This window comes from Streptomyces sp. NPDC002138, assembly GCF_040296485.1.
In the GTDB taxonomy this organism is placed as follows: Bacteria; Actinomycetota; Actinomycetes; order Streptomycetales; family Streptomycetaceae; genus Streptomyces.
On record NZ_JBEOXE010000021.1, the window covers coordinates 16,285 to 39,572 of the forward strand.

General features: G+C 72.5%; 18 protein-coding genes. 16 read left to right on the forward strand and 2 right to left on the reverse strand.

Features of this window, described 5'->3' with window-relative positions; translation table 11 throughout:
- Positions 1–25: 25 nt before the first annotated feature.
- Together ABT084_RS15970 and ABT084_RS15975 are read right to left on the reverse strand one after the other, a co-directional pair.
- A complete protein-coding gene (locus tag ABT084_RS15970; RefSeq protein ID WP_351043681.1) occupies positions 26–1,552 on the reverse strand; it encodes an NPCBM/NEW2 domain-containing protein in 1,527 nt (508 codons plus the stop codon).
- A gap of 476 nt (positions 1,553–2,028) precedes the next feature.
- Positions 2,029–2,520 carry a VanZ family protein gene (locus tag ABT084_RS15975; protein ID WP_502968948.1) on the reverse strand — a complete coding sequence of 164 codons (492 nt, stop codon included), beginning with the start codon at positions 2,518–2,520 and terminating at the stop codon, positions 2,029–2,031.
- 343 nt (positions 2,521–2,863) lie between these two features.
- Between ABT084_RS15975 and ABT084_RS15980 the strand changes: the two genes are divergently transcribed.
- The 16 genes from ABT084_RS15980 (at position 2,864) to ABT084_RS16055 (ending at position 23,281) form a co-directional block, all read left to right on the forward strand.
- Positions 2,864–3,997, forward strand: a complete 1,134-nt coding sequence (locus tag ABT084_RS15980) for a quaternary amine ABC transporter ATP-binding protein (RefSeq protein ID WP_351043412.1) — start codon at positions 2,864–2,866, stop codon at positions 3,995–3,997.
- Positions 3,997–5,802, forward strand: coding sequence for an ABC transporter permease/substrate binding protein (locus ABT084_RS15985; RefSeq protein WP_351043415.1), 1,806 nt, complete (start codon positions 3,997–3,999; stop codon positions 5,800–5,802). The genes ABT084_RS15980 and ABT084_RS15985 overlap by 1 nt, the downstream gene beginning before the upstream one ends.
- Positions 5,803–5,964: 162 nt before the next feature.
- A complete protein-coding gene (locus tag ABT084_RS15990) occupies positions 5,965–6,498 on the forward strand; it encodes a GNAT family N-acetyltransferase (protein ID WP_351043418.1) in 534 nt (177 codons plus the stop codon).
- A 73-nt stretch (positions 6,499–6,571) separates the two neighbouring features.
- Positions 6,572–6,910, forward strand: coding sequence for a hypothetical protein (locus ABT084_RS15995; RefSeq protein WP_351043421.1), 339 nt, complete (start codon positions 6,572–6,574; stop codon positions 6,908–6,910).
- A 174-nt stretch (positions 6,911–7,084) separates the two neighbouring features.
- Entirely contained in the window at positions 7,085–9,667 is a 2,583-nt protein-coding gene (locus tag ABT084_RS16000) for a serine hydrolase (RefSeq protein WP_351043424.1), read from the forward strand.
- An 822-nt stretch (positions 9,668–10,489) separates the two neighbouring features.
- Positions 10,490–11,218: a TauD/TfdA family dioxygenase gene (locus ABT084_RS16005; RefSeq protein WP_351043427.1), complete on the forward strand. Its 729-nt coding sequence runs from the start codon at positions 10,490–10,492 to the stop codon at positions 11,216–11,218.
- A gap of 295 nt (positions 11,219–11,513) precedes the next feature.
- A complete protein-coding gene (locus ABT084_RS16010; protein WP_351043430.1) occupies positions 11,514–12,575 on the forward strand; it encodes a diiron oxygenase in 1,062 nt (353 codons plus the stop codon).
- An 87-nt stretch (positions 12,576–12,662) separates the two neighbouring features.
- Positions 12,663–13,952, forward strand: coding sequence for a KamA family radical SAM protein (locus tag ABT084_RS16015; protein WP_351043433.1), 1,290 nt, complete (start codon positions 12,663–12,665; stop codon positions 13,950–13,952).
- Positions 13,949–15,343 carry a dipeptide epimerase gene (locus tag ABT084_RS16020; RefSeq protein WP_351043435.1) on the forward strand — a complete coding sequence of 465 codons (1,395 nt, stop codon included), beginning with the start codon at positions 13,949–13,951 and terminating at the stop codon, positions 15,341–15,343. The genes ABT084_RS16015 and ABT084_RS16020 overlap by 4 nt, the downstream gene beginning before the upstream one ends.
- A complete protein-coding gene (locus ABT084_RS16025; protein WP_351043438.1) occupies positions 15,340–16,443 on the forward strand; it encodes an Ldh family oxidoreductase in 1,104 nt (367 codons plus the stop codon). Before ABT084_RS16020 ends, ABT084_RS16025 begins: the two co-directional genes overlap by 4 nt.
- Complete coding sequence (locus tag ABT084_RS16030; protein WP_351043440.1) at positions 16,440–17,675, forward strand: ATP-grasp domain-containing protein; 1,236 nt, start codon at positions 16,440–16,442, stop codon at positions 17,673–17,675. Before ABT084_RS16025 ends, ABT084_RS16030 begins: the two co-directional genes overlap by 4 nt.
- A complete protein-coding gene (locus ABT084_RS16035) occupies positions 17,672–18,886 on the forward strand; it encodes a GNAT family N-acetyltransferase (RefSeq protein WP_351043443.1) in 1,215 nt (404 codons plus the stop codon). Before ABT084_RS16030 ends, ABT084_RS16035 begins: the two co-directional genes overlap by 4 nt.
- Before the next feature lie 6 nt (positions 18,887–18,892).
- Positions 18,893–19,813 (forward strand): branched-chain amino acid transaminase, encoded by a 921-nt coding sequence (locus tag ABT084_RS16040; RefSeq protein WP_351043446.1) that lies wholly within the window; start codon positions 18,893–18,895, stop codon positions 19,811–19,813.
- Positions 19,810–20,607 carry a hypothetical protein gene (locus ABT084_RS16045; RefSeq protein WP_351043449.1) on the forward strand — a complete coding sequence of 266 codons (798 nt, stop codon included), beginning with the start codon at positions 19,810–19,812 and terminating at the stop codon, positions 20,605–20,607. Before ABT084_RS16040 ends, ABT084_RS16045 begins: the two co-directional genes overlap by 4 nt.
- On the forward strand, positions 20,604–22,010 hold the full coding sequence (locus ABT084_RS16050; protein ID WP_351043452.1) for an MFS transporter: 1,407 nt from the start codon (positions 20,604–20,606) through the stop codon (positions 22,008–22,010). Before ABT084_RS16045 ends, ABT084_RS16050 begins: the two co-directional genes overlap by 4 nt.
- On the forward strand, positions 22,007–23,281 hold the full coding sequence (locus ABT084_RS16055) for an ATP-grasp domain-containing protein (RefSeq protein ID WP_351043455.1): 1,275 nt from the start codon (positions 22,007–22,009) through the stop codon (positions 23,279–23,281). Before ABT084_RS16050 ends, ABT084_RS16055 begins: the two co-directional genes overlap by 4 nt.
- The last annotated feature ends 7 nt before the right edge of the window (positions 23,282–23,288 follow it).

A 23,288-nucleotide genomic window follows, 5' to 3' on the forward strand; every position in this document is an offset into this window, starting at 1 on the left:
CGTACGTCCCGACGGGTCGTGACGGTCAGCCGCAGGTGAGCCGGGGAGCGGCCCAGTCCGCGTGGTCGGAGTTGATGCCGTCGCCGCCGTCGGTCACGACGAGCTTGAGCGTCTGGCCGCCGGTCAGATCGGCGGTGAGCCTGCGGGCGGAGTCGGCCGTGGTGAGCAGACCGCTGTCGGCGGCCTTGACGGTGTCCCGGTAGATCTGGAAGACCACCGAGCCGTTGCTGCTCTTCTCGTCGTCGACGCCCACGTCCACCGTGAGCGTGCTGCACCTGCCGCCCAGGTGGTAGGTCACGGTGCTGGCCGCGTGCACGCCCAGGCCCTTGGCGTACGTCACCCCGCCCACGGTGAGCGTGCGACCGTCCCCGGCGGCCTGCTCGCCGTTGCTGCGGTCCTTCTCGGCCGGGCCCCAGCCGCTCGACGCGCCGGTCCAGGAGAGGTCGGAGAGCTGCGAGGTGCCGGCGGGCGGGACCGGGAGGGCGCCGGGGGTGATGCGCAGGACCGTGGTGGCGTGCGCGGCGACCGAGGCGCTCAGGCCCGGGCCGCTACTGGTCGAAGTGGCCTTGGTCCACAGGTCCTTGAGGGCGTAGGGGGCGCGGCCCCCGATGCCCAGGGCGTCCATGGTGGTGGACACCGTGGCGGTGGATCCCGTCTCGTTGGTCAGGGACACGGCCCGGTCGCCGTTCTGCAGCTCCTTGACCATGACCACCAGACCCCCGGTGGAGGAGACCACGGTGCCCTGGCGCCCGAGCGGGTCCTGGTCGACGGCGATGACATCGGTGTTGGACAGGGTCGCGAGGGTCTCGGCGCTCGCCTTGCGCAGATCGCTGCCGATCAGGAGCGGGGCGGCCATCATCGACCAGAGGCTGAAGTGGGTCCGGTACTCGGTGGCCGTCATCCCGCCGTTGCCGACCTCCAGCATGTCGGGGTCGTTCCAGTGGCCGGGCCCGGCGTACTGCGCGAGGCCCTGGTTGGTGTGCGCGATGTTGATCATCGAGGACCAGCTGTCGCTGATGTCACCCGTGGTGCGCCACAGATGGCCGACATCGGCCGCCCAGGTCCAGGGCTGGTTCTGTCCCCATTCGCAGAGGGAGAAGACGATCGGCCGCCCGGTGTTGCGGAGCGCGTCCCGCATGGCGGTGTAGCGCTTCCTGGCGTCCACGCCCTGGTTGTTGCAGTTGTCGTACTTGAGGTAGTCGACCCCGAAGGAGGCGAAGAGGTTCGCGTCCTGCTGCTCGTGGTTGAGGCCGCCCGGGAAGCCCACGGAGTCGCAGGTCTTGGTCCCGGCACTGGTGTAGATGCCGAACTTCAGCCCCTTCCCGTGGACGTAGTCGGCGACGGCCTTGATGCCGTTGGGGAAGCGGACCGGGTCGGGGACCAGGTCGCCCTGCGCGTTGCGGTTCGGCAGCGCCCAGCAGTCGTCGAGATTGACGTACTGGTACCCGGCGGCCTTCAGCCCCTTGGAGACGAACAGGTCGGCGATGCCCTTGACCATGCTCTCGTTGAACTCGGCCCTGCAGTGGGTGGAGTTCCAGTTGTTGAACCCCATCGGCGGTGTGAGCGCCTGGCCGTCGGGCAGGGCGGCCGCGGGTGACGCGGCGGTGACCACGGCGGCTCCGGCGAGCGCGGCGGCTCCGGCCGCGGGCAGCAGGAGCGGCAGCGCCGAAAGGGCCGCGACCAGGCGCCGGACGGCGGAGCCGCGTAACCGGGGCGAAGGAGACGAGGCAGGCGAAGGCGAAGGGGGTGACACAGGCACGGACGGCTCCTGGGGGCGAGATGTCGTATGTGTGAACGCGTCTCGGAATCCCGGGAGAAATCATCAGGATCGAACGGAATCCAACGAGACGGCACACATCACACTGCCGTTTCGTGAGCATGTCAATACAGCGGACGCTGGAAACAACAGCTCCGCTCGCCTCCAGGCCCGCCACCGCCCCGCCATCGCCCGCCTTGGCCGCCCGCCAGCCGCCCGCAGTGTTCTGTTGGAATCTGTTGACGCTCGAACAGGCCGTCAGGGTGCTCGCTCTACGGTCCGACCTCCTCGACCCCCGGGCCCACCTCCCGCCGCTCCGTTCGCGGGTACCACCGGTGCCACCAGTGCCGGCGCCGCGGGTGCACCGCCCGGCCGAGTCGGCGCCCGAGCAGCAGGTACCCGAGCAGCGCGCCCGACGTGTTGAGGATCACGTCGTCGATGTCGAAGGCCCGTCCCGTGACCAGGGCGCCCTGCACCAGCTCCACCAGCAGCATCACGGCCGCCGTGGCGAGTGCGACCCGCGCCAGCCCCCGGGCCCTGGGCAGCAGGACGGGCAGCAGGACGCCGAACGGGACGCCGAGGAGGAGGTTCCCGCCGAGCTGGCGCGCGGCCTCCCTCGCCGTGCCGTGGTCGATGTACGCGCGCATCGATCGTCCCGGATGCACATTGCTGTAGATCAGCCCTTCCGAGGCGGCCGAAGGCTCCAGCGTGAGGCGGGCCAGCAGCACGCTGAACGCGACCATCGCGGCAAAAGCCAGGAGCATCACCGCTGTCCGCATGATGAGACGTCGAACCGACCTGCGTTCCGGCTCCGCAGGGGCTTCTTCCGAGGGCTTGGCGCCCCAACTCCACTTCAGGGTCCGTGTCATGGCGCCCGTCTACCCGCGACCCGGTTCCTGACGCGGCCTCGCCCGCCGCTCGCCCCAAACGTGAACTGGATCACCATTGTGTTTGCACATTCGCAGACAGGGCATTTGCGCCCCTTGAGCGAACCCCGGTCCGGTGCTGTCTGCCGGTCCGGGACGAAGCGGGCGGATCCCGCATCGCTCCACGGTCCGTCGGCCTTCCGGCCGGTATGCCGTGCCCACTACGACCCGCGAGGTACATGTGTCCAGGCTCCAGACCGAACACGTCTACAAAGTGTTCGGAAGACGACCCGAAGAGGCGGTGCGCTCCCTCGAGAGCGGCGCCGACCGCGACGATCTGCGCGCCGACGGAACGACGGCAGCGGTGATCGACGCCTCCTTCAGTGTCGAGCCGGGCCAGATCTTCGTCGTCATGGGCTTGTCCGGATCAGGAAAGTCCACTTTGCTGCGCATGCTGAACGGGCTGTCGGAGCCGACGGCGGGGCGCGTGCTCTACGACGGCCAGGACCTCACGGCGCTCAGCCCGAGTGAACTGCGCCACGTCCGCTCCACGAAGATCAGCATGGTCTTCCAGCACTTCGCGCTGTTCCCGCACCGCGATGTCCTGGAGAACGCCGCCTACGGCCTCGAGGTCCAGGGCGTCCCCCGGGCCGAGCGCGAGCGCCGGGCCACCGAGGCCCTGGCCCTGTGCGGTCTGGAGGGCTGGGAACGCTCCTGGCCCGACGAACTCTCCGGCGGCATGCAGCAGCGCGTGGGCCTGGCCCGCGCCCTGGCCACCGACGCCGACCTGCTGCTGATGGACGAGTCCTTCAGCGCGCTGGACCCGCTGATCCGCCGCGACATGCAGGACCAGCTGCTGGAGATCCAGGCCCGGCTGAAGAAGACCATCGTCTTCATCACCCACGACCTGAACGAGGCGATGCGCCTCGGCGACTCCATCGCCGTCATGCGCGACGGACGCATCGTCCAGCTCGGCACCGCGGAGGACATCCTCATGCGGCCCGCCGACGACTACGTCGCCTCCTTCATCCAGGACGTGGACCGCTCCCGCGTGCTCACCGCCGAGGCCGTGATGACCGGACCGGGCCGCCCCGGCGGCACCGAGGACCGCCACAGCGGCGCCGAGGACCGCGCCGGCGGCGCCGAGGACCGCGCCTGCGCCTGCCCCACCGTCAGCACCGACACCCCGCTCGCCGAGCTGTGCGCGGTCAGCGCCCGGGTTCCGCATCCCGTCGCCGTCACCGGCGCGGACGGCGCCGTCGTGGGCCGCGTACCGCAGTCCCGCCTGGTCGCCTTCATCGGCGACGAGCAGCGGCCGCCGCTGAGCTGTGACCGTACGGCCGTACCGCGCCAGAAGAAGGAGGTGACCGTCTGATGCCCCGCCTCCACCTCGGCGTGTGGGTCGACCACGCGGTCGACTTCCTCCAGAGCCACCTCTCCTGGCTGTTCGACGCGATCAGCACCGTCGTCACCGGCCTGTACGACGGCATCGACGCCGTCCTGTCCTTCCCGCACCCGCTGCTCTTCGCCGGCATCCTCGCCGTCGCCGCCTGGTGGCTGCGCGGCCTGCTCGCCGCCCTGCTCGCCTTCGCCGGGCTCGCCCTCATCGACTCCGTCGAGCTGTGGGACGAAGCGATGTCCACCCTGTCCCTGGTGCTCGTCGCGACCCTGGTGACCCTCGTCATCGCGGTCCCGCTCGGCATCTGGGCCTCGCGCTCCGCACGGGTGAGCGGCGTACTGCGCCCGGTCCTGGACTTCATGCAGACCATGCCCGCGATGGTCTATCTCATTCCCGGGATCATCTTCTTCGGCGTGGGCGTGGTCCCCGGCATCATCGCCACCATCGTCTTCTCCCTGCCGCCCGGCGTACGGATGACCGAACTCGGCATCCGTCAGGTCGACGGGGAACTCGTCGAAGCGGCCGAGGCCTTCGGCACCACCCCGCGCAACACCCTGATGAAGGTCCAGCTGCCCCTCGCCCTGCCCACGATCATGGCGGGCATCAACCAGGTGATCATGCTGAGCCTGTCGATGGTCGTGATCGCGGGCATGGTCGGCGGCGGTGGTCTCGGCGGCGCCGTCTACCGCGCCATCGGCAACATCGACATCGGCCTCGGTTTCGAGGCGGGCATCTCCATCGTCATCCTCGCCATGTACCTGGACCGGATGACCGGCGCCCTCGGCCGTCAGGTCTCGCCGCTCGGCCGCCGCACCCTCGCCAGGGCCCGTGCCCTGGCCGCCGGCCCGAAGAAGGTGTGGAACCACCGTCCGCAGCCCGCCTACGCCCTCACCGGCGTGGTGGTCCTCGCCCTGGTCGCGGGCGGCCTCAACGCCTTCGGCGGCCCCGGCAAGAGCACCGTCGACGCGGCCGACGACATCGGCAAGGGCCGCAAGATCAGCATCGGTTACATCCCGTGGGACGAGGGCATCGCCTCCACGTTCCTGTGGAAGGAGCTCCTGGAGCGCCGCGGTTTCCAGGTGGAGGCCCGCCAGATCGAACTGGGCGCGCTCTTCACCGGCCTCGCCGGCGGCCAGGTCGACTTCCAGACCGACGGCTGGCTGCCGGTCACCCAGGCCGAGTACTGGGCGAAGTACGGCAACAAGCTCGACGACCTGGGCTCCTGGTACGGGCCGACCTCCCTGGAGCTGTCGGTCCCCTCGTACATGAAGGACGTCAAGTCCCTCGCCGACCTGAAGGGCAAGTCGGCCGAGTTCAAGGGCCGCATCATCGGCATCGAGCCCAGCGCGGGCGCGATGGGCCTGCTCAAGAGCAAGGTGCTCAAGGAGTACGGTCTCGACGGCGAGTACGAGGTCGTCGACGGTTCCACCCCCGGCATGCTCGCCGAGCTCAAGCGGGCGTACGACAAGAAGGAGCCCGTCGCGGTCGTGCTCTGGTCCCCGCACTGGGCGTACGCCTCGTACGACCTGACCAAGCTCGCGGACCCCAAGGGCGCCTGGGGCAAGGGCGACGGCATCCACAGCCTCGCCCGCAAGGGATTCGCCACCGACGAGCCCGAGGTGACCTCGTGGCTGCGCGACTTCAAGCTGACCGAGCAGCAGCTCACCGGCCTGGAGGCGAAGATCCAGCAGACGGGCAAGGGCAAGGAGCAGGAAGCCGTGCGCGCCTGGCTGAAGGAGAACCCCCAGGTCGGCGGCAAGGCGGCGGTCGCGGCGCACTAGCGGCTCACGACGACGGGGGGCGAGGCGGGGGCGCCGGGCCCGGCCCGTCCTCGGCGGACAGGATTTCCGTCCGGCCGCCGAGGACGCCGGGTCCGGGCCGCGGGGAGCGCAAGGGAGGGGCCCGATTACCCCTGACCGGCCACGTTCGGCAGGATGAGGGGCATGACCGAGATCCGCACCCCCCGACTCCTCCTCCGCCGCTGGAACGACGACGACCTCGTCCCGCTGTCGGAGATCAACGCCGACCCGGAGGTGATGCGCTGGATCGGCGACGGTTCCGTCCGTGACCTGGACGAGACGGCCGGGGACATCGAGCGCTACGAGGAGGAGTGGGACGACGAGGGCTTCGGCCTGTTCGCCGTCGAGCTGCTGGCCTCGGGAGAACTGATCGGCGCCGTCGGGCTGACCGTGCCGGTCGACCTGCCGGAGTTCGCGCACGAGGTGGAGATCACCTGGCGGCTCGGGCGGCCCTTCTGGGGCCAGGGTTACGCCTCCGAAGCGGCGCACGCGACGTTGGAGTTCGCGCTCCAGGACCGCGGCCTCGACCGGGTCATCGCCATCAACCGCGCGGGCAACGACGAGTCCGAGAACGTGATCCGCAAGCTGGGCATGGAGTCGGACCGCGACGTGACCCACCCCGCCCAGGGCCACCTCCTCCAGGTGCACACCATCGACCTGACCGAGTACGACGCCTGACGGGGCGCGACGCGCGCCGCGGTGGTCCACGCCATGGGCCGGTGCGGCCGTGACCTGCAACTAAGGTGGGCCCATGAGTGCCGACGGCGTCAGCCCCGCAACCCAGTGGCCGCCGACCCCGGCCTGGATGTCCGACTGCGCCGAATGTGTCCGGCTGCACGCGACGATGCGGCAGTTCCACGTGGTGGGCGACGGGTCGAGGGACGTGGCCAGGGTCTCGCGCACCCGGCTGGCCCGGCACCTGGCCAACATGCACCTGGAGCACATCCCGCACTGGACCCCGGGCTGCGAACCGTGCTCGGAGCACCGTCAGGCCCTCGCCCGCGCCACGGCGTCGGGGCTGCTGGGCGCGGGGGTGTCCTGGCTGGCGGCGGAACACCGGGCCTCGCACCTGTTCGCACCGCGCGTCTGAACGGGATCGCCGCGTCCTGACGCAAGTCGGATATTCAGGGGCGTATTCCAGGGAACCAATGGGTGCCCCCAGGTCTCTACATGATCGAGTGGCCCTCCCGCGGGGGCGCCACCGACACCAAGAGGCAGAGGGCGGGCTGGTGTCCCGGCCGGTACAAGCTAGGCGGCACGACGGATGAAGGCGGTATCAGTGGCGGGCGAGTCGTCCGGCACGTCGAAGAGCGCGCAGGGTTCGACCGCGGACACGGCGGACACGCCCACCCCGGAACCGGCACCCCCCGAAGCCACCCCGGCCCCTGCCCCGGCCGACCCCGACCCGTCACCGGCCCCTGCCCCCGCCCCGGGCGACTCCCGGTCCCCGGAGGATGCGTCGCCGGACCCCACCCCGGCCGACGCGGGCTCGTCGGATGCCGACGCGGTGGACCCCCGGTCTGCCGCGCCCGCGGTGGAGACGGCACCCGTCCCGGACTCGGACTCGGATACGGAACCGAAGCCTGCGCGGCGGCCGGAGCTGGAGCTGGAGCCGGGGTCCGCGGACGGCGCGGAGTCGGAAACGCTGCCCCCGCGCGAAGCCGCCCGCGCGGCGGAGCCGGAGCCCGCGTCCGGAGCCCGAGCGCTGCCCGATGGCGACGACGATGGCGATGCCGAAGACGAGGGCGACGGCCCCACCGAAGACATGCCCGCAGCAGCCGAGATCCCCGAGCCGGAAGCCGAGCCGTCCGAGCCGGAATCCGAGCCGGAATCCGTGCCGGATGCCGCGTCGGGCTCCGAGGCTGAGGCGGGTACCGAGCCGGGTTCGCGTGCCGGGGCGGACGCCGGGCCGGAGGCTGCCGGTGAGGCCGGGTCCGCGGCCGGGTCCGCGTCGCGCCCGCGCGCTGGGGCTGGATCCGGTGCCGATGTCGCGCCGGGCTCCGGGGATGAGGCGGATGGCGAGGCGGGTTCGCGTGCCGAGGCGGAGGACGCGCCGGAGGGGGTCGGTAAGGCCAGCTCCGCGGCCGCCACGCGGTCCGGGGGTGAGGACGAGGGTGAGGACGGCGCCGTACCGGAGTCCGACAGTGAGCGGACGAGCAAGTTCATCACCCTGAAGCCCCTCGAGGGACCCGGGGCTCCGGCCGGGGCGCCGGATCGCGACGCCGCCCCCGCCTGGCCCAAGGTCCCGGCCTCGACGCCGACCTGGGCCAAGGGCCCGGCCCGGACCACCGCCCCGGCCCCGACCGGGCCCCCGGCGAGCCAGGCCAAGGGTTCGGCATCCGCCCCGACTGGGGCTCCGGCGACCCGGGTCAAGGGTTCGGCATCCGCCCCGACCGGGGCCCCGGCAGCCACCCCGGCCAAGGGCCCGGCCGCGCCCGCGGCCCCGGCGTGGGCCAAGGTGGCGGCCCCGGCCAAGGGAGCCGTGGCCCCGCCCCAGACCGCGCCCCCGGCATCCGCATCCGCATCCGTCTCCCCGCCGCTGCCGCCCCTCGATCTGCTGGCGCAGCTCACCAACACGCCCCCGCCGGCCGAGACGGCGGCCCGTACCGTCGTCCGCCGGTTCAAGATCTGGACGCCGGTCCTGCTCGCGCTGATCGGCGCCGCCGTGGTCGCGCAGACCGTACGGCCGCTGCCGGCGCCGACCCTGGCCACCGGCGAGGCGGCGGTCTCCTTCACCTTCGACGGTACGTACACGGCCCCCTGGCCGGCCGCCGGCCAGGGCGCGATCCGCGTCGTCGGCACCGGCGACGTCGGTTCCTTCGGGGAGCAGAAGCCCGTACCGATCGCCAGCGTGGCGAAGGTGATGACGGCGTACGTCATCCTCACCGGCCACCCGTTGAAGAAGGGCGAGGCCGGTCCGCTGATCGAGATCGACGCCAAGACCGTGGCGGACGGCACGTCCGCGGACGAGTCGCGCGTCGAAGGCCTGACCGTGGGAGCCAAGTTCAGCGAGCAGGACGTGCTGGAGATGCTGCTGATCCCGTCGGCCAACAACGCCGCCCGGCTGCTCGCGCGATGGGACACCAACAGCGACTCGGAGGGCGCGTTCGTCGAGAAGATGAACGCCGCCGCCAAGCAACTCGGCATGAAGGACACGACGTACACCGACCCCAGCGGGCTGGACGCCGGGACGCGGAGCACCGCGGAGGACCAGCTCAAACTGGCCGAGGCGGTCATGCGGATCGACGCGTTCCGGGCGATCGTGCGGCTGCCGAACGCCACGGTCAACGGCCTCAAGACGCCCCTCGACAACAACAACGGCAACCTGCTGCTGTCCGGACTCAACATCATGGGCATCAAGACCGGCTCCAGCTCGGCCGCGGGCGGCGCGCTGATGTGGGCGGCGTACAAGTCGGTCGGCGGCAAGGACCAGTTGATCATCGGGGCCACGCTGGAGCAGCGCGCCCCCGCACCCGACAAGGACGCCATCAACAGCCTGGCCCTCGTGAAGGACAACAGCAAGAAGATCATCGAGTCGGTGCGGGCCGCCCTGACGGCGGCCGGAGCCGTGAAGAAGGGCCAGGTCGTCGGGTACGTGGACGACGGCCTCGGCAAGCGCACCCCGCTCGTGGCGACGCGCGACGTCCAGGCGGTCGGCGTACCGGGCCAGAAGGTGCGACTGCGCCTCGCCGACGGCGGCAAGCCGCTGCCGCACGCGGCCAAGGCGGGTACCCAGGTCGGTGAACTGGTGCTGGGCGACGGCCCCGGGGCGAGGGCCGTGCCGCTGGCCCTGAAGGAGAGCCTGGCCGAGCCGTCGTTCGGGGCCAAGCTGCTGCGCATGCCATAGGACGTACGGCCTCCCGCCCCGGCCGGGGTGCGCCCGACGGCGTACCCCGGCCTTCCGCGTACCGGAACCGCGTACCGGAACCGCGTACCGGAACCGCGTACCGGAACTGCGTACCGGAACCGCGTACGGGAGCCCCTGGCGGGCCGGTCCACGGGCCCCGTGTCCACGGACTGGATCCGGAGCGTCCCGCGGATTTCCGGAAGCGACGGAACGGGAGTGACGTTCGCCACGGGATCCGTCGCCGCACGGCCGCGCGGGGACACCCGGGTGGTGGTGGAGATGAGCGTGGAGTGACGCCACGAGGCCCACGGGGACAAGAGGAACGTCGAAATCCGGACAGCTTACGGCCCCGCGCGGGCCACCGCGCTCCGGTGGCGGGAATCGTGTGGCAGGCCTTCCGGCCCCGCGCCGCCGCACATCGGCACCTGATCGGCCTCCGTTTGCAACCGCTGTTGTCGGGCAAGGGCGGGACGCGCGGAACCCGGCTCTCCGCCCGCATCTCCCGCACCCCGGCGCACGGCGCGCCGCGGACACCGGGGGAGGGTGTGCGGGGCTGCGGGCGCACCTGCGTGACCTGACATTCCGATCGCCGTTATCCGGACACTCCCGTATACGTTACAGAGCGCCCGAAGAGGAGCAACCGCAGGCCGCGGGGCCCTTGGTGACGGGTTCGGTTGCAGCGGGCGGCGGTGACCCATCTCACTGTTCGAAACATTGCCAGGCTTGCCGCGCTCCTCGAATATCGACCCGGGATGCAGTCCGGCGCGATCGTGATCCGATTGCCGGGCAGCTCAACGCCATTGATTCTCGGGGGAGTTCGTCATGACCACGGCCCTTGATCTTCACGCATGGGAACTTGCGGAACAGGGTTGCACTCTGCTCACAGGCATCGAATCGGACGAGCAGGCCGCCGAGGTGCTCAGCGCCTTCGGCGAACTCGTCCCGCAGTACGACGGATCGCTCCGCTACCAGGTCAAGGCGGCTCCGGGCTTCGAGGAGCGCCGTTACTCGAAGAGCGTCAACACGATCCTGGTCCACACCGAGGCGCCGGGCTGGAATCCGACGCCCAGCTACCTGGCGCTGCACTGCCGCGTCCAGGCGACCTGCGGCAGCGGCCACACCGAACTGGCCGACATGCGACGCTTCGTGGACTCGCTCGCCGAGCAGGACCGGGCCGCCCTCTACGAGCGCGACATCGACTGGGTCGGCCACAACACCGGTGGCGTCGGGACCGAGGGCGTACGCCGTCCCGTGGTCGAGCGCACCGAAGGCGGCCGGGAGATCGTCCGCTTCAGCTACAACCTGCTGACCACCGGGCAGTACGACCCGCCGGTCGACGCCTCCGTCGACCCCGCGGACCTGCCCCTCGGCAGCTTCGGCATCCACCTCGCCGAGCAGGCCGAAGCGTTCTTCCGTGAGCAGAAGCAGTCCATCCTGATCCCCGAGGACGCGGTCCTCATCTGGGACAACCAGCGGATGGTGCACGCCCGTTCCGCCTACCGCGACGCCAAGCGGCACCTCACCCGGTACTGGATCGCGGCCGAGCACTGATCGCCCGGCGCCGACGCCGGCCCCGAGCCACCCAGGACACCAACGGGGCCTATGACGTCTACGGGCCGACGCCGAGCCCCAGGGAAAGCCGCCGTCCGCCACGCACCGCCCGCCGAGCACGCGCGGTCCGGCGCCGGCCGCCCCCGGCGCCCGACCTCCGTGCTCCGCCACCGTCGGCCACGCGCCCCGCCGGTCACCCGACCCCTCGCCGCACGCCGTTCCGCCCCGCCCCGCCCCGCGCCGGAACGGCCACCGCACCGCGCACCCCGGAACACCGATCACATAAGGCTGGACCATGACCACCATCGCCCAGAACGTCCCGCTCTCGGAGAAGGAAGAGGAGGCCACCGAGGAGTTCCCCACGGGTCTGCCGGAAGAGCTGCGGGGACTGCCCGAGGGCGTGCCGCGGTACAACCCCGACGACCAGGTCGAGACCGCGGTGATCCGCCGCCTCGTCGGCAACTGGCACCGCCGGGCCACCGTGAAGCGCGACGAGCCGGACCTCGACGAGCTGTTCGAGATGGACCGGCCCGACTACCCGGAGGGCATCCTGCCCTTCCACGACCACCCCACCTACCAGGCGCTGGACCCGGCGAAGAAGTCGGAGCTGATGAGCTGGGCGTGGATCGCGTACAACCGGCACACGATCATGGCCGAACAGAAGGTGGCCAACCCGGCGTTCGCCCTCGTCATGGAGGGGGAGTACCCCATGCTCCAGGACGAGGCGCTGAACATCTCGCTGGCGCAGGCCATGGTCGACGAGCAATACCACACGCTCATGCACCTCAACGCGAGCGCGCTCACCCGCCGTCGGCGCGGCCGGGCCATGCCCGACAACGAACTGCCCGTCTCGCACACCGCCCGCGAACACCTGCGGCTGCGCGAGGGCGCCACGCACCGCTGGCAGAAGTCACTGACCACGCTCGCCTTCGCGACCGTGTCCGAGATCTCGATCAACGCCTACCTCGACCTGCTGGCCGACGACCCGCACATCCAGCCGGTCAACAGCAGCACCGCCAAGCTGCACAACCGCGACGAGTACTGCCACGCCTCGATCTCCGCCGTCCTGGCCGAGATGGTGCACGACAAGCTCGACGCGGAACAGGGCAAGTTCTTCCGCGACATGCTCTTCGAGGGCCTGGAGGCGTTCGTCGCCACCGACTACACCACCTGGCACCGGATCATGGACCTCGCCGAGGTGGAGGGCGGCCACGCGATGCTGGCCGATTGCCAGGCCGAGACCAGCCGCAAGCGCCTCGTGCGCGACTACACGGGGCTGCACACCCTCATCGAGCGGATGGGCGTGCAGGACCTCGTCGAGTTCGACTGGTCGAAGTCGCACGTCGCCACGCGCTGACCTCGAAGTCCCGCGTCCCGCGTCGCACGCCGCCGCCCCGCCGATGCCGTCGCAGCAGAAGCAGCAGAAGAGGAATTGAGACTTCCGGTGAAACACTACGCCAATGAGCGCCTCGCTCAGCTCGCACAGGACCGCGGCATGCCCGTGGAGTACGTGCGTGATCTGCGCGTGGTCGGCAGCGTGCTGCCGTTCAAGGTCAACGAGTACGTGGCGGACGAGCTGATCGACTGGTCGGCCGCGCCGGACGACCCGATCTTCCGGCTGACCTTCCCGCACCGCGACATGCTCCCGGCGCACGTCTTCGACCGGATGGCCGCGCTGCTCGACAACGGCGCCCCGCGCGCCGAACTGCGCCTGGCCGCCGCGGCCGCGCAGCTCGAACTCAACCCGCACCCGGGCGGCCAGCTCGAGGCCAACGTCCCCGAGCTGGACGGCCGCCGCCTGGACGGGCTCCAGCACAAGTACGCCGAAACCGTGCTCGTCTTCCCCTCGCAGGGCCAGACCTGCCACTCGTACTGCGGATACTGCTTCCGCTGGGCCCAGTTCGTCAGCCAGGCCGAGCTGCGCCAGGCGCTGCGCGACCCGGCCGACCTCACCGGCTACCTCGCCGGGCACCCCGAGGTCACCGACGTGCTCTTCACCGGCGGCGACCCCATGATCATGCGTACGGACGTGATCCGCCGCTGGGTCGAGCCGCTGCTGGAACCGGGCGCGAACACGGTGCGCACCCTGCGGTTCGGCACCAAGGCGCTCTCGTACTGGCCGGCCCGCTTCACCACCGGCGAAGACGCCGACGACCTGCTGCGCCTCTTCGAACAGGCCGTCGCCGCGGGCCGCCACGTGGCCGTCATGGCGCACTTCTCGCACCCCCGGGAGCTGGAGACCGACGCGGTACGGGAGGCCATCGCCCGGATCCGGTCCACCGGCGCGGTGATCCGCGCTCAGGCCCCCCTGGTGGCGCACGTCAACGACGACGCGGCCGCCTGGGCCCGGATGTGGCAGATGCAGGTCGACCTCGGCATCGTCCCCTACTACATGTTCGTGGAGCGGGACACCGGAGCGCGCAACTACTTCGGTCTGCCGCTGGTCCGTGCGCTGGACATCTACACCGAGGCCCTGCGCGGGGTCTCCGGCCTCGCCCGCACCGCGCGCGGCCCGGTCATGTCGGCCGGACCCGGCAAGGTGATGATCCACGGCACCGCGGAGGTCGGCGGCGAACGCGCCTTCGTCCTCAGCTTCCTGCAGGCCCGCCGCCCCGAGTGGGTCGGCCGTCCCTTCTTCGCCGCCTACGACGAGCACGCCCAGTGGTACGACGACCTCAAGCCGCTGTCCGCCTCCGGTGCCTCCTTCCCGCCGTTCCCGGAGCTGGGCGCATGAAACTCGAAGTCCACGAGATCCGGCTCACCGACCACGACGTCTGGCGCAGCGCCCGCGAGGCCATCCCGGTGCAGCCGGGGCTGCTGATCGAGCTGTCCGCGGGCGGCCGTTCCGGTTTCGGCGAGGCCTCGGCCTTCATGACCGACCGCTACAACTCCTCGCTCGCCGCCATGCACGACGACCTGCGGCGGGTCGCGGCCACCGTGCGCGCGCTGCCCGCCGACGACCCCGAGGGGAGCTGGGCCGTCCTGGCCCCGCTGCTCGCGGGTTCGCCCTTCCTGCTGGCCGCGCTCGACGTCGCCGCGCACGACCTCGCGGCCCGGCTGGCGGGCGTACCGCTCTGGCGGCACCTGGGCGCCGACGAGCCGCAGGCCCTGCACTCCAGCTACAGCATCGGGCTGGACGAGCCCGACGTGATGGTGCGCAAGCTCCGCGAACAGCCGGGCTGGCCCGCCTACAAGGTCAAGCTCGCCGCCCCCGGCGACCTGCACATCCTGCGGGCGCTGCGCGAGCACACCGACGCCCCGTTCTTCGTGGACGGCAACTGCGGCTGGGACCTCGCCGGTACGCTCGGCGCGCTCGACGCGATGCGCGAGCTGGGCGTGGAACTCCTGGAGCAGCCGTTCCCGCGCGAGTGCTGGGACGACGCCCGCACGCTCAAGGCGGCCTCGCCGATCCCGGTGTACGCCGACGAGAGCATCACCGGGCCGCACGACCTCGACGCCTGCGCCGAGGCGTTCCACGGCGTCAACCTCAAGCTGATGAAGGCCGGCGGGATCACCCCCGCGCTGCGGATGCTGCGCCGGGCACGCGCGGCGGGCCTGGGCACGATGCTCGGCTGCATGCCGGAATCCAGCGCGGGCGTCTCGGCGACCGCCCACCTCGGTCCGTACGTCGACCACCTCGACGCGGATTCCATCGCCCTGCTCGCGGTGGACACGGGCGTCGGGGCGCTGCTCGACGACCGGGGCCGGATCACCCTGCCCGACGCTCCGGGCACCGGCTTCGTCCCCGCGTTCGAAGGGCCGGCCTTCACCGTCCGGCCCACCCTGGCCGGGCGCGCGGGATGGGACGGCGGCGGGCTCACCGCCTACCGCGAGGCGGCCCCGGTCGCCTCCCTCGTCGAACGCCGCCGGCCGCTGCCCGGCCACGAGCCGAGCGACGCGGTGCGCCGGCTGACGGAGCTGTCCGTCGAGGACGGGACGAGCGCGGAGGAACTCGCCGCGCTGCTCCGCACCGCCGTCACCCGCGCCGTCGCCGAGGGCGCCGACACGGTGTGGATGCGCTCCGACCGCACCGTCCCGGCGTTCCCCGAGGCGGCCCGCACCACCGGCTTCGCCGCCGAGGCCCCGGTCGCCGAATCCCTCTTGGTCTGGAAGGCACCCGCATGACCAGCGTCCCCGCATCCCCGGCCGTCGAGGCCCCCACCGCCGGGGCCGCCACCGAGGCCCCCGCGCTGGTGACCGCCGCCGCCGCCACCGCCACCGCGATCGCCGCGCTCCGCGCCGCGGGCGTCCCGGAGGACGACGCCCGCGACGTGGCCGCGGCCCTCACCGAGACCTCGCTGCGCGGCATCGACACCCACGGCCTGCGCCTGCTCCCGCAGTACCTCACCGAACTCGAGGAGGGCATCGCCACCGCGCGCCCCGACATCACCGTCGTCCGGGACTCCGGCGCGGCCGTGATGCTCGACGCCGACGGCGCCCTCGGCGTGGTCGCGGGTCTTGCCGCCGCCCGGATCGCCGCCGAGCGCGCCCGCGCCCACGGCGTGGCCGCCGTCGGCGTGCGCAACTCCAACCACTTCGGCGCCGCCTCCGTCTACAGCCGCCACCTCGCGGCCCAGGGCCTCGTCGGCATCGTCACCACCTCCGCCGCCTCCCGCGTCGCGCCCTTCTCCGGCACCACCCCGCTCTACGGGACCAACCCGCTCAGCTTCGCCGCCGCCCACGACGGCGACGAGTTCGCGCTCGACATGGCCACCAGCCAGGTCTGCTTCGGCGAGATCAAGGAGCGCCGCAAGCACGGCCGGGCCCTCGACCCGGGCTGGGCCACCGACGCCGACGGCCGCCCCGCCACGGACCCCGAGGACGCGTACGCCCTCTCCCCGCTCGGCGGTTACAAGGGCCAGGGCCTCGCCATGGTCGCGACGCTCCTCGGCGCCGTCCTCACCGGATCGCCTGCGGACTGGCACCTGGAGCACATCGGCGAATCCGCGCCCGGCCGCAGCCGCCAGGTCGGGCACTTCCTGATCTGCCTGGACCCCGCCGCGTTCGGCGGCGCCGACAGCTTCGCGGCGGGCTTCGCCGACCTGGTCGGCACCACCCGGGGCACCCGGCCCGGGGTCGAGGCGACCGAGCCCGTCCAGGTCCCCGGCGACCCGCAGCGCCGTCACGCCGAGCGGCGCGCCGCCGACGGCATCCCGCTGGACCCGCACACCGCGAACGCCTTCGCCACGCTCGCCGCACACCACGGAACCGGAGCGGACGCATGATCCTGGTCCTGCTCAGCCCGCGCAACGCCGGACTGCCCTTCGCCGAATGGCTCGGCGAGGAGGCGGGCCGGCTGCTCGCCGTGACCGCGCACGGCGTCGACCCCGGCCCCGGTTTCCACGCCGTCGAAACCGTCGCCGACTACTTCGACGACGCGGCCGTACGGGAGGCCGCGCGCCGCCTGTGCGAGCGGTACGAGGTCACCCGCGTCCTCGCGCTGGCCGAGGTCGACGTGGAACGCGCCGCCGCCCTGCGCGAGGAGTACGCCCTGCCCGGGCAGCGCCCCGAGAGCGCCCGCGCCTACCGGGACAAGGTCCGGATGAAGGAACTCGCCGCCGCGGGCGGGATCCGGGTTCCCGCCTTCGCCCCCGCCGACTCCCCGGCCGATGTCCTCGCCTTCATGGAACGCCACCCCGGCCCGGTCGTCGTCAAGCCGCGCGGCGGCTCCGGCTCCACCGGCGTGGCCGTCCTGGACACCCCCGACGACCTCCCCGCCGTCGCCGACCGGATCCGCTCCGGCGGCCACGAGGTCGAGGAGTTCGTCGCGGGCCGGTTCTTCCACGTCGACGCCCTGCACGCGGGCGGCGAACCGGTCGTCTCCGTCCCCTCCCTCTACACCGACGGCGGCTGCCTCTCCCACTGGACCGACTCCGGCAACGGCAGCTGGACCCTGGAACGCGAAGACCCCCTGCACCGGCGGCTCGTGGACGAGACCTGGCGGCTCGTGGCCGCTCTGCCCGCCGCGCCCGCGCTCTTCGTGCACGCCGAGTTCTTCGTGACCGACGCCGACGAGATCGTGCTGTGCGAGATCGCGGGCCGGGTCGGCGGCACCCCGATCCCGGCGATGCTGGAGGCCGTACTCGGTCTCGATCCACGGCACTTGTGGGCCAGGATCGAATGCGCGCTGCCCGTGGACCTCGACGCCGTCCGCGCGCACGCCAGCAGCGCCCCGCTGGTCGCCAACTTCGGACTGCCGCCGCGCAACGGGCGGATCACCCGCGTGCCCATCGAAGCACCCGACGGCACCCGGGACTTCGCGGTCCTGGCCGAGCCCGGTGAGGACTGGGGCGGCGCGCGCTACACCGGCCGCAAGTCCGGCGACTTCATCGCCACCTGGCTGGTCACCGCCGCGAACGAGGGGGAGCTGCTCGCCCTCGTCGCCAAGACCGAGGCCGACACCGAAGCCGCCTTCGGCTGGGACCTGGTCACCGCAGCGGCAGAGGAGGAGCGGTGAAGTACTCCGCCAAGGTCCTCGACGCCACGAGCCGCCCCACCGCCGCGGACTTCCCCGCCCTGGAGCGGCCCCCGGTCATCTGGGACGACGACCGCTGGTGGCGGTTCACCGAGCGCACCGACCTCCACGAGACCCACTACCTCGCCGTCCACGCCGCCGACGGCGCCCTGGTGGCCCTCGCCCCGCTGCTCCTCACCCGCGACGGCGGCGGACTGCTCTTCTACGACGCGCCCAAGATGACCGGCAACCTCGGCGCCTTCGGCGACCCCGACCACCTCACCGAGGCCGAACGCGCCCGCTGGGACGAGCTGAGCGCCGCCCTCCCGGAGGCCCGGCGCGCCCAGTACCCCTCCGTGGCCCTGTCCGTCTTCGGCTCCCACCACGGCATCGTCCACGCCACCGGACGCACCGAAGCCGAGCGCCGCGAGGTCCTCGCCGAACTGCCCCGGCTGCTCGACGACGCGGCCCGCTTCCTGGGCTGCGCCAGCCACGCCCTGCTGTACGTCACCGACGAGCAGGCCGCGATCCTCGGACCGGCGGCCGCGGACCTCGGCCACGTCCCGGCCGTCCTCGGCGCCGAATCCGTACTGCGCCTCGACGCCCCCGACTGGGACGCGTACCTGGCCGGCCTGGTCAGCCGCAAGCGCAAGCGTGCCAACCGCGAACTGCGCGAGTACGCCGAGGCCGGCTTCACCACCGTGATCCGCGAGGGCGCCGACGCCCTCACCGGACCGGTCGTCGACCTCCAGGTCGCCCTGCGCGCCAAGTACGGCCTGCCCGGTGGCCGCCCGCGCGTCGAGCGGGACTTCGCGGCCCTGCGCGAGACCGTCGGCGACAGCGCCCTCGTCCTGAGCGCCGAACGCGACGGCGAGACCCTCGGCTTCGTCCTCTACCTGCGCTCGGGCGACGCCCTGTTCGGGCGCACGGCGGGCTTCGACGACGACCGGGCCAAGGGCGTCTACTTCGCCCTCACCTACCACGAGACCATCCGCTGGTCCCTGGCCAACGGAGTCCGTGACATCTGGTACGGCCTCGCCGCCTACGACGCCAAGAAGCTGCGCGGCTGCGACCTGGAGCCGCGCCACGGCTGGTTCCACTTCACCGGCGAGGGCCACCGGGTCCTCACCGAGACCGTCCGCCTCCAAGGAGACGGCGAACACGGCCGGCTGCGCGGCCTCGGCCCGAACAGCACCACCCCACAAGGAGACTGAGCCGACATGCCACTGACCCCGACCCCCTTCATCTGGATGGACGGCGAACTGGTCCCCTGGGACGAGGCCCAGGTGCACGTGCTCACCCCGAGCCTGCACTACGGCTGGGGCGTCTACGAAGGCGTCCGCGCCTACGAGACCGAGACCGGCCCGGCCGTCTTCCGGCTGCGCGAACACATCGCCCGGCTGCGCGACTCGGCCCGCGTCTACCTGATGGAACTGCCCTGGACCGACGAGCAGTTGATCGAGGCGGTCCTGGAACTCGTCCGCGTCAACGGCCAGCCCTCCTGCTACATCCGGCCCATCGCCTACCTCGGCTACGGCGAAATGGGCGTGGCGCCGAACCTCGACGCCGTCCGCATGTCCATCGCGGTCTGGCCCTGGGGCTCGTACCTCGGCGACAAGGCGGAGAACGAGGGCTGCCGCCTCATCGTCAGCAACTGGCAGCGCAACTCGAACCAGACCGTGCCCCCGCTGGCCAAGGCCACCGGCGCGTACGTGAACAGCGCGCTCGCCAAGGTCGGTGCGCAGCGCGCCGGTTACGACGACGCGCTGATGCTGACCGCGGGCGGCCACATCGCCGAGGCCTCGGCCGCCAACCTGTTCATGCTCCGGAACGGCGAGCTCGTCACCCCGCCGGTCAGCGACGGCATCCTGCCCGGCATCACCCGCGACTGCGCCCTCACCTTCGCCCGCGACCTCGGCCTGACCGTCGTCGAGCGCAGCATCCCGCGCAGCGAGGTGTACATGGCCGACGAGGCGTTCCTGACCGGGACCGCCGCCGAGATCGTGCCCGTGGCCTCCGTCGACGACCGGCCCGTCGGCAACGGGCGGGTCGGCGCCGTCACCAAGGAACTGCGCGGCCTCTTCCAGGACGTCGTGCGCGGCCGCAACCAGGCGTACGAGCACTGGCTGGAGCGCGTGTGAGCAGCGTGTACGAGCTGCCGATCGGCGAGGAGCTGCGCCTCGCGCGGGCGGCGGTGGCACAGCTGGAGACGGCCGCCCTCGCCTTCCCGGCCCCGCACGGCGTCCCCCCGGGGCGCACCTCCCTGGACGAGGAGGTGTGCGACCGGCTCATCGACCTGGCCGCCGCCCGCGCGTGGCTGCGGGCGGCCGGAGCGCGGGCGCCGCAGGACGCCGACGACATCGACGAGGCCATGCGGGGCTGCGTCCGCTGGGCCGTGCAGGAGGACGTCGTCCGGGCCCGGGCGGACTTCGGTCGCGGGGCCACCGCGACGGCCGTGCGCGAGGGGCTGGCCACGGAGGCGGGCCACCGCCTGGTCACCGTCCTGGTGGCCGCCTTCGCGGACGGCGCGTACTACGACGCGATGACCGGGCGACTGCGCGCGGCGCTCGGCCCGCGCCCCGGCGGCCGGGCCGCCGCCGCCTGGGACATCGCCGAGGAGGCCCTGCGCGGACTCGGCCTCACCCGGGACGAATGGGTGGGAGCGGACCCCGCCGTCACTGTCGCGGGCGGCTGGGTCCTCATCGAGCGCATCGCCCGGATCCAGCTGGCCGCCGCGCTGCTGGCCGAGGCCGGGACGCACGCGGACCCGGAGGAAGCCCTGCTGTGCGTCAACGCGGCCCGCCGCCACACCTGGAACCGGCTGCGCCTGCCTCCGCCCGAGGCGGCCACCGAGATCCACGTCCGGCGCACCGGCGAACTCACCGCGTGGCTGCGCGCGGCCCCGCCCGCGGCAGAGCCGGGGCGGGACGCATGACGGACCGGACCCAGCCCGCCGGGCGGCTCGCCCGCTTCCTGGTCGCGATCCTGCCCAGGACCCCCGCCGGGCGCAAGCTCGCCGCGGGCGCCGCCGTGGACTCGGTCGGCTCCGGCATGTTCCTCGCGGCGTCGACCCTGTACTTCGTCACCGTGGTCGGGTTCCCGGCCGAGCGGGTCGGCCTGGTGCTCGCCGTCGCGAGCGTCGTCGGCCTGCTCAGCCCGGTCCCGCTGGGCCGGCTCGCCGACCGCATCGGTCCGGCGAAGGTGTACGTCGCCCTGCTCGCGGCCCGCGGCATCGGCTACGCCGGCTTCGCGCTGGTCCACGACTTCTGGCCGTACGCACTGCTGACCTGCGTCCTGACCGCGCTGGACCGGGGCTGTTCGCCGCTCCAGCAGGTCGTGGTGGGACTGATCGAGGGCGGCGAGAACCAGACCCGCACGATGGCCTCGATCCGCTCGGTCCGCAACATCGGACTGACGGCCGGGTTCCTGCTGGCCGGCGCGGTGCTGGCGGTCGAGAGCCGGGCCGCCTTCGTCGCCCTCTTCCTCGGCAACGCACTGACCTTCTTCGTCATCGCCACGGTGGTGGAGCGGCTGCGGCGCCGGGCGGGGACCGAGACCGACGCGCGCCCGGCGCCCGTCACGAAGGACACCCCGCAGGAAGCCCCCCAGGACAGCCGGGAACAGCCGGACGCGGCCCCGGTCCAGCCCGTCCGCAGCCCCTTCCGGGACCTGCGGTTCATGCTGTTCACCCTCTCCAACGGCGTGCTGTCCCTGCACGACTCGGTCCTGTTCGTGCTGCTGCCGCTGTGGCTCACCACCGCCACCACGGCGCCGGCCTCGGCCGTCTCGGTGCTGCTCGCCGTGAACACCGTCCTCACCGTGCTGCTCCAGGTGTACGTCTCCAAGTTCGCGGAGAGCACCGCCCGCGCCCTCAAGCTCATCTGGGTCGCCCTGCTGCCGCTGCTGCTGTCCTGCGGCCTCTTCGCGGGCGCCGAGCACGTGTCCGTCTGGCCCGCCGCGGCCTGCGCCGTCGTCGCGGTCGTGCTCCTCACGGTCGGCGAGAACCTGCATTCCGTGGCCGTCTGGAACCTGTCCTACGACATGTCCCCGGCTCCGGCCCGGTCCCGCTACCTGGCCACCTTCAGCCTGGGCGTCACCGGCCAGCAGATCGTGGGCCCGGTGCTGATGACCTCGGTCATGCTCCCGCTCGGCAGCATAGGCTGGGCGCTGCTCGCCGGGATCTTCGCGCTGGCCGCACTCGTCGTACGGGCCACGGGCGGCCCGCGTCCGGACCCCGACGGCACGCCGCACGCCGACCACCAGGGCGACCCGGACGCCGACCGCGGGGCGACGCCCGCCGCCCCGTCCACCCCCGTAACCACCGAGGTGACCACATGACCGAGCACGTACTCATCGTCGGCGGCGGCCGCGAGGTCCCCGGGCTGATCCGGGACGTCGGCGGCCCGGACGTGGCCACCACCATCCTGTGCCGGATGGACTTCGTCCCCAAGATCCGCAAGCCCGGACAGCACGACCGGGTCCTCGCCCTCCGCAGCGACGCCCCCGACGAGGAGTGGATCGCCCTGGCCGCGGCCGTCCACGCCCGTCATCCCTTCACCCGGGTCGGCACCTTCGGCGAACGCGACCAGGACCGCGCCGCTGCCGTGGCCGAGGCGCTGGGTCTGGACTGCCACAGCCCGCGGACGATCGCCTACGTGCACGACAAGCACGCGATGCGGCGCAGGCTCGCCGAGACCGGGGTCGACGAGACCCCGGTGGCCCGGGTCGCCGACGCGGCCGAACTGCGCGCCTTCCTCGCCGAACACGGCACCCCCTGCGTGGTCAAGCCGACCCAGGGCGCGGGCAGTTTCGGCGTCTCCGTCGTCCGCGACGTCGAGGAGGCCGACGCGGCTTTCGCCCGCGCCGCGCGCGACTTCGAGGTGATCCCCGACGCCGGCGTCCTGGTCGAGCGCTTCCACGTGGGCCCCCAGTTCAGCGTCGAGGCCTTCTCGGAGGACGGCGAGCACGAGATCCTCGCGATCACCCGCAAGTACTCCGACCCGGTCGGCTTCGTCGAGGTCGGCCACGTCGTCCCCGCCGAACTCGACGCCGAACGCACCGAGTCGGTGCACACCTACGTACGCCGCCTGCTCGACGCCCTCGACATCCGCTACGGCGTCACGCACACCGAGGTCGTGCTCACCGACGCCGGGCCGCGCGTCATCGAGACCCACGTCCGGCTCGCCGGGGACGAGATCCCCTACCTCGTCCAGGACGTCACCGGGGTCGACCTCGTCGACTGCGTGGTGCGCCAGACCCTGGGCCAGTCGGTGCTCGCCGACATCCGCAAGACCCTCGCGGACCCGTCCGTGGACCGGCGCCCCGAGGCCATCTGGTTCGCCGTACCCCGCGCGCGCGGCACCCTCACCGCGATCAACGGCCTGGCCGAAGCCGCCGGGCTGCCGGACGTCGTCGTCGCCGAGGCGCTGCTCGACGCCGGGGACACGGTCGGCGACCTCGACAGCTCCGAATCCCGCGCGGCCTTCGTGCGGGTCCGCGGCGCGAACGCCGCCGAGGCGGTCGCCCGCGCCCAACAGGCCGTTGCCGGACTGGAGTTCGCCGTCCGGGTCGTCGGCGGCGACCGGGCCGGCGTCGGCGAGTGGGTCTGAGGAGGCA

Excerpts from the sequence above, each read along its gene's own strand:
- ABT084_RS15970 (WP_351043681.1), bottom strand. The coding sequence starts at position 1,552 with ATGGGGTTCAACAACTGGAACTCCACCCACTGCAGGGCCGAGTTCAAC.
- ABT084_RS15975 (WP_502968948.1), bottom strand. The coding sequence starts at position 2,520 with ATGCTCCTGGCTTTTGCCGCGATGGTCGCGTTCAGCGTGCTGCTGGCC.
- ABT084_RS15985 (WP_351043415.1), top strand. The coding sequence starts at position 3,997 with ATGCCCCGCCTCCACCTCGGCGTGTGGGTCGACCACGCGGTCGACTTC.
- ABT084_RS15990 (WP_351043418.1), top strand. The coding sequence starts at position 5,965 with ATGACCGAGATCCGCACCCCCCGACTCCTCCTCCGCCGCTGGAACGAC.
- ABT084_RS15995 (WP_351043421.1), top strand. The coding sequence starts at position 6,572 with ATGAGTGCCGACGGCGTCAGCCCCGCAACCCAGTGGCCGCCGACCCCG.
- ABT084_RS16000 (WP_351043424.1), top strand. The coding sequence starts at position 7,085 with ATGAAGGCGGTATCAGTGGCGGGCGAGTCGTCCGGCACGTCGAAGAGC.
- ABT084_RS16005 (WP_351043427.1), top strand. The coding sequence starts at position 10,490 with ATGACCACGGCCCTTGATCTTCACGCATGGGAACTTGCGGAACAGGGT.
- ABT084_RS16010 (WP_351043430.1), top strand. The coding sequence starts at position 11,514 with ATGACCACCATCGCCCAGAACGTCCCGCTCTCGGAGAAGGAAGAGGAG.
- ABT084_RS16020 (WP_351043435.1), top strand. The coding sequence starts at position 13,949 with ATGAAACTCGAAGTCCACGAGATCCGGCTCACCGACCACGACGTCTGG.
- ABT084_RS16025 (WP_351043438.1), top strand. The coding sequence starts at position 15,340 with ATGACCAGCGTCCCCGCATCCCCGGCCGTCGAGGCCCCCACCGCCGGG.
- ABT084_RS16030 (WP_351043440.1), top strand. The coding sequence starts at position 16,440 with ATGATCCTGGTCCTGCTCAGCCCGCGCAACGCCGGACTGCCCTTCGCC.
- ABT084_RS16040 (WP_351043446.1), top strand. The coding sequence starts at position 18,893 with ATGCCACTGACCCCGACCCCCTTCATCTGGATGGACGGCGAACTGGTC.
- ABT084_RS16050 (WP_351043452.1), top strand. The coding sequence starts at position 20,604 with ATGACGGACCGGACCCAGCCCGCCGGGCGGCTCGCCCGCTTCCTGGTC.
- ABT084_RS16055 (WP_351043455.1), top strand. The coding sequence starts at position 22,007 with ATGACCGAGCACGTACTCATCGTCGGCGGCGGCCGCGAGGTCCCCGGG.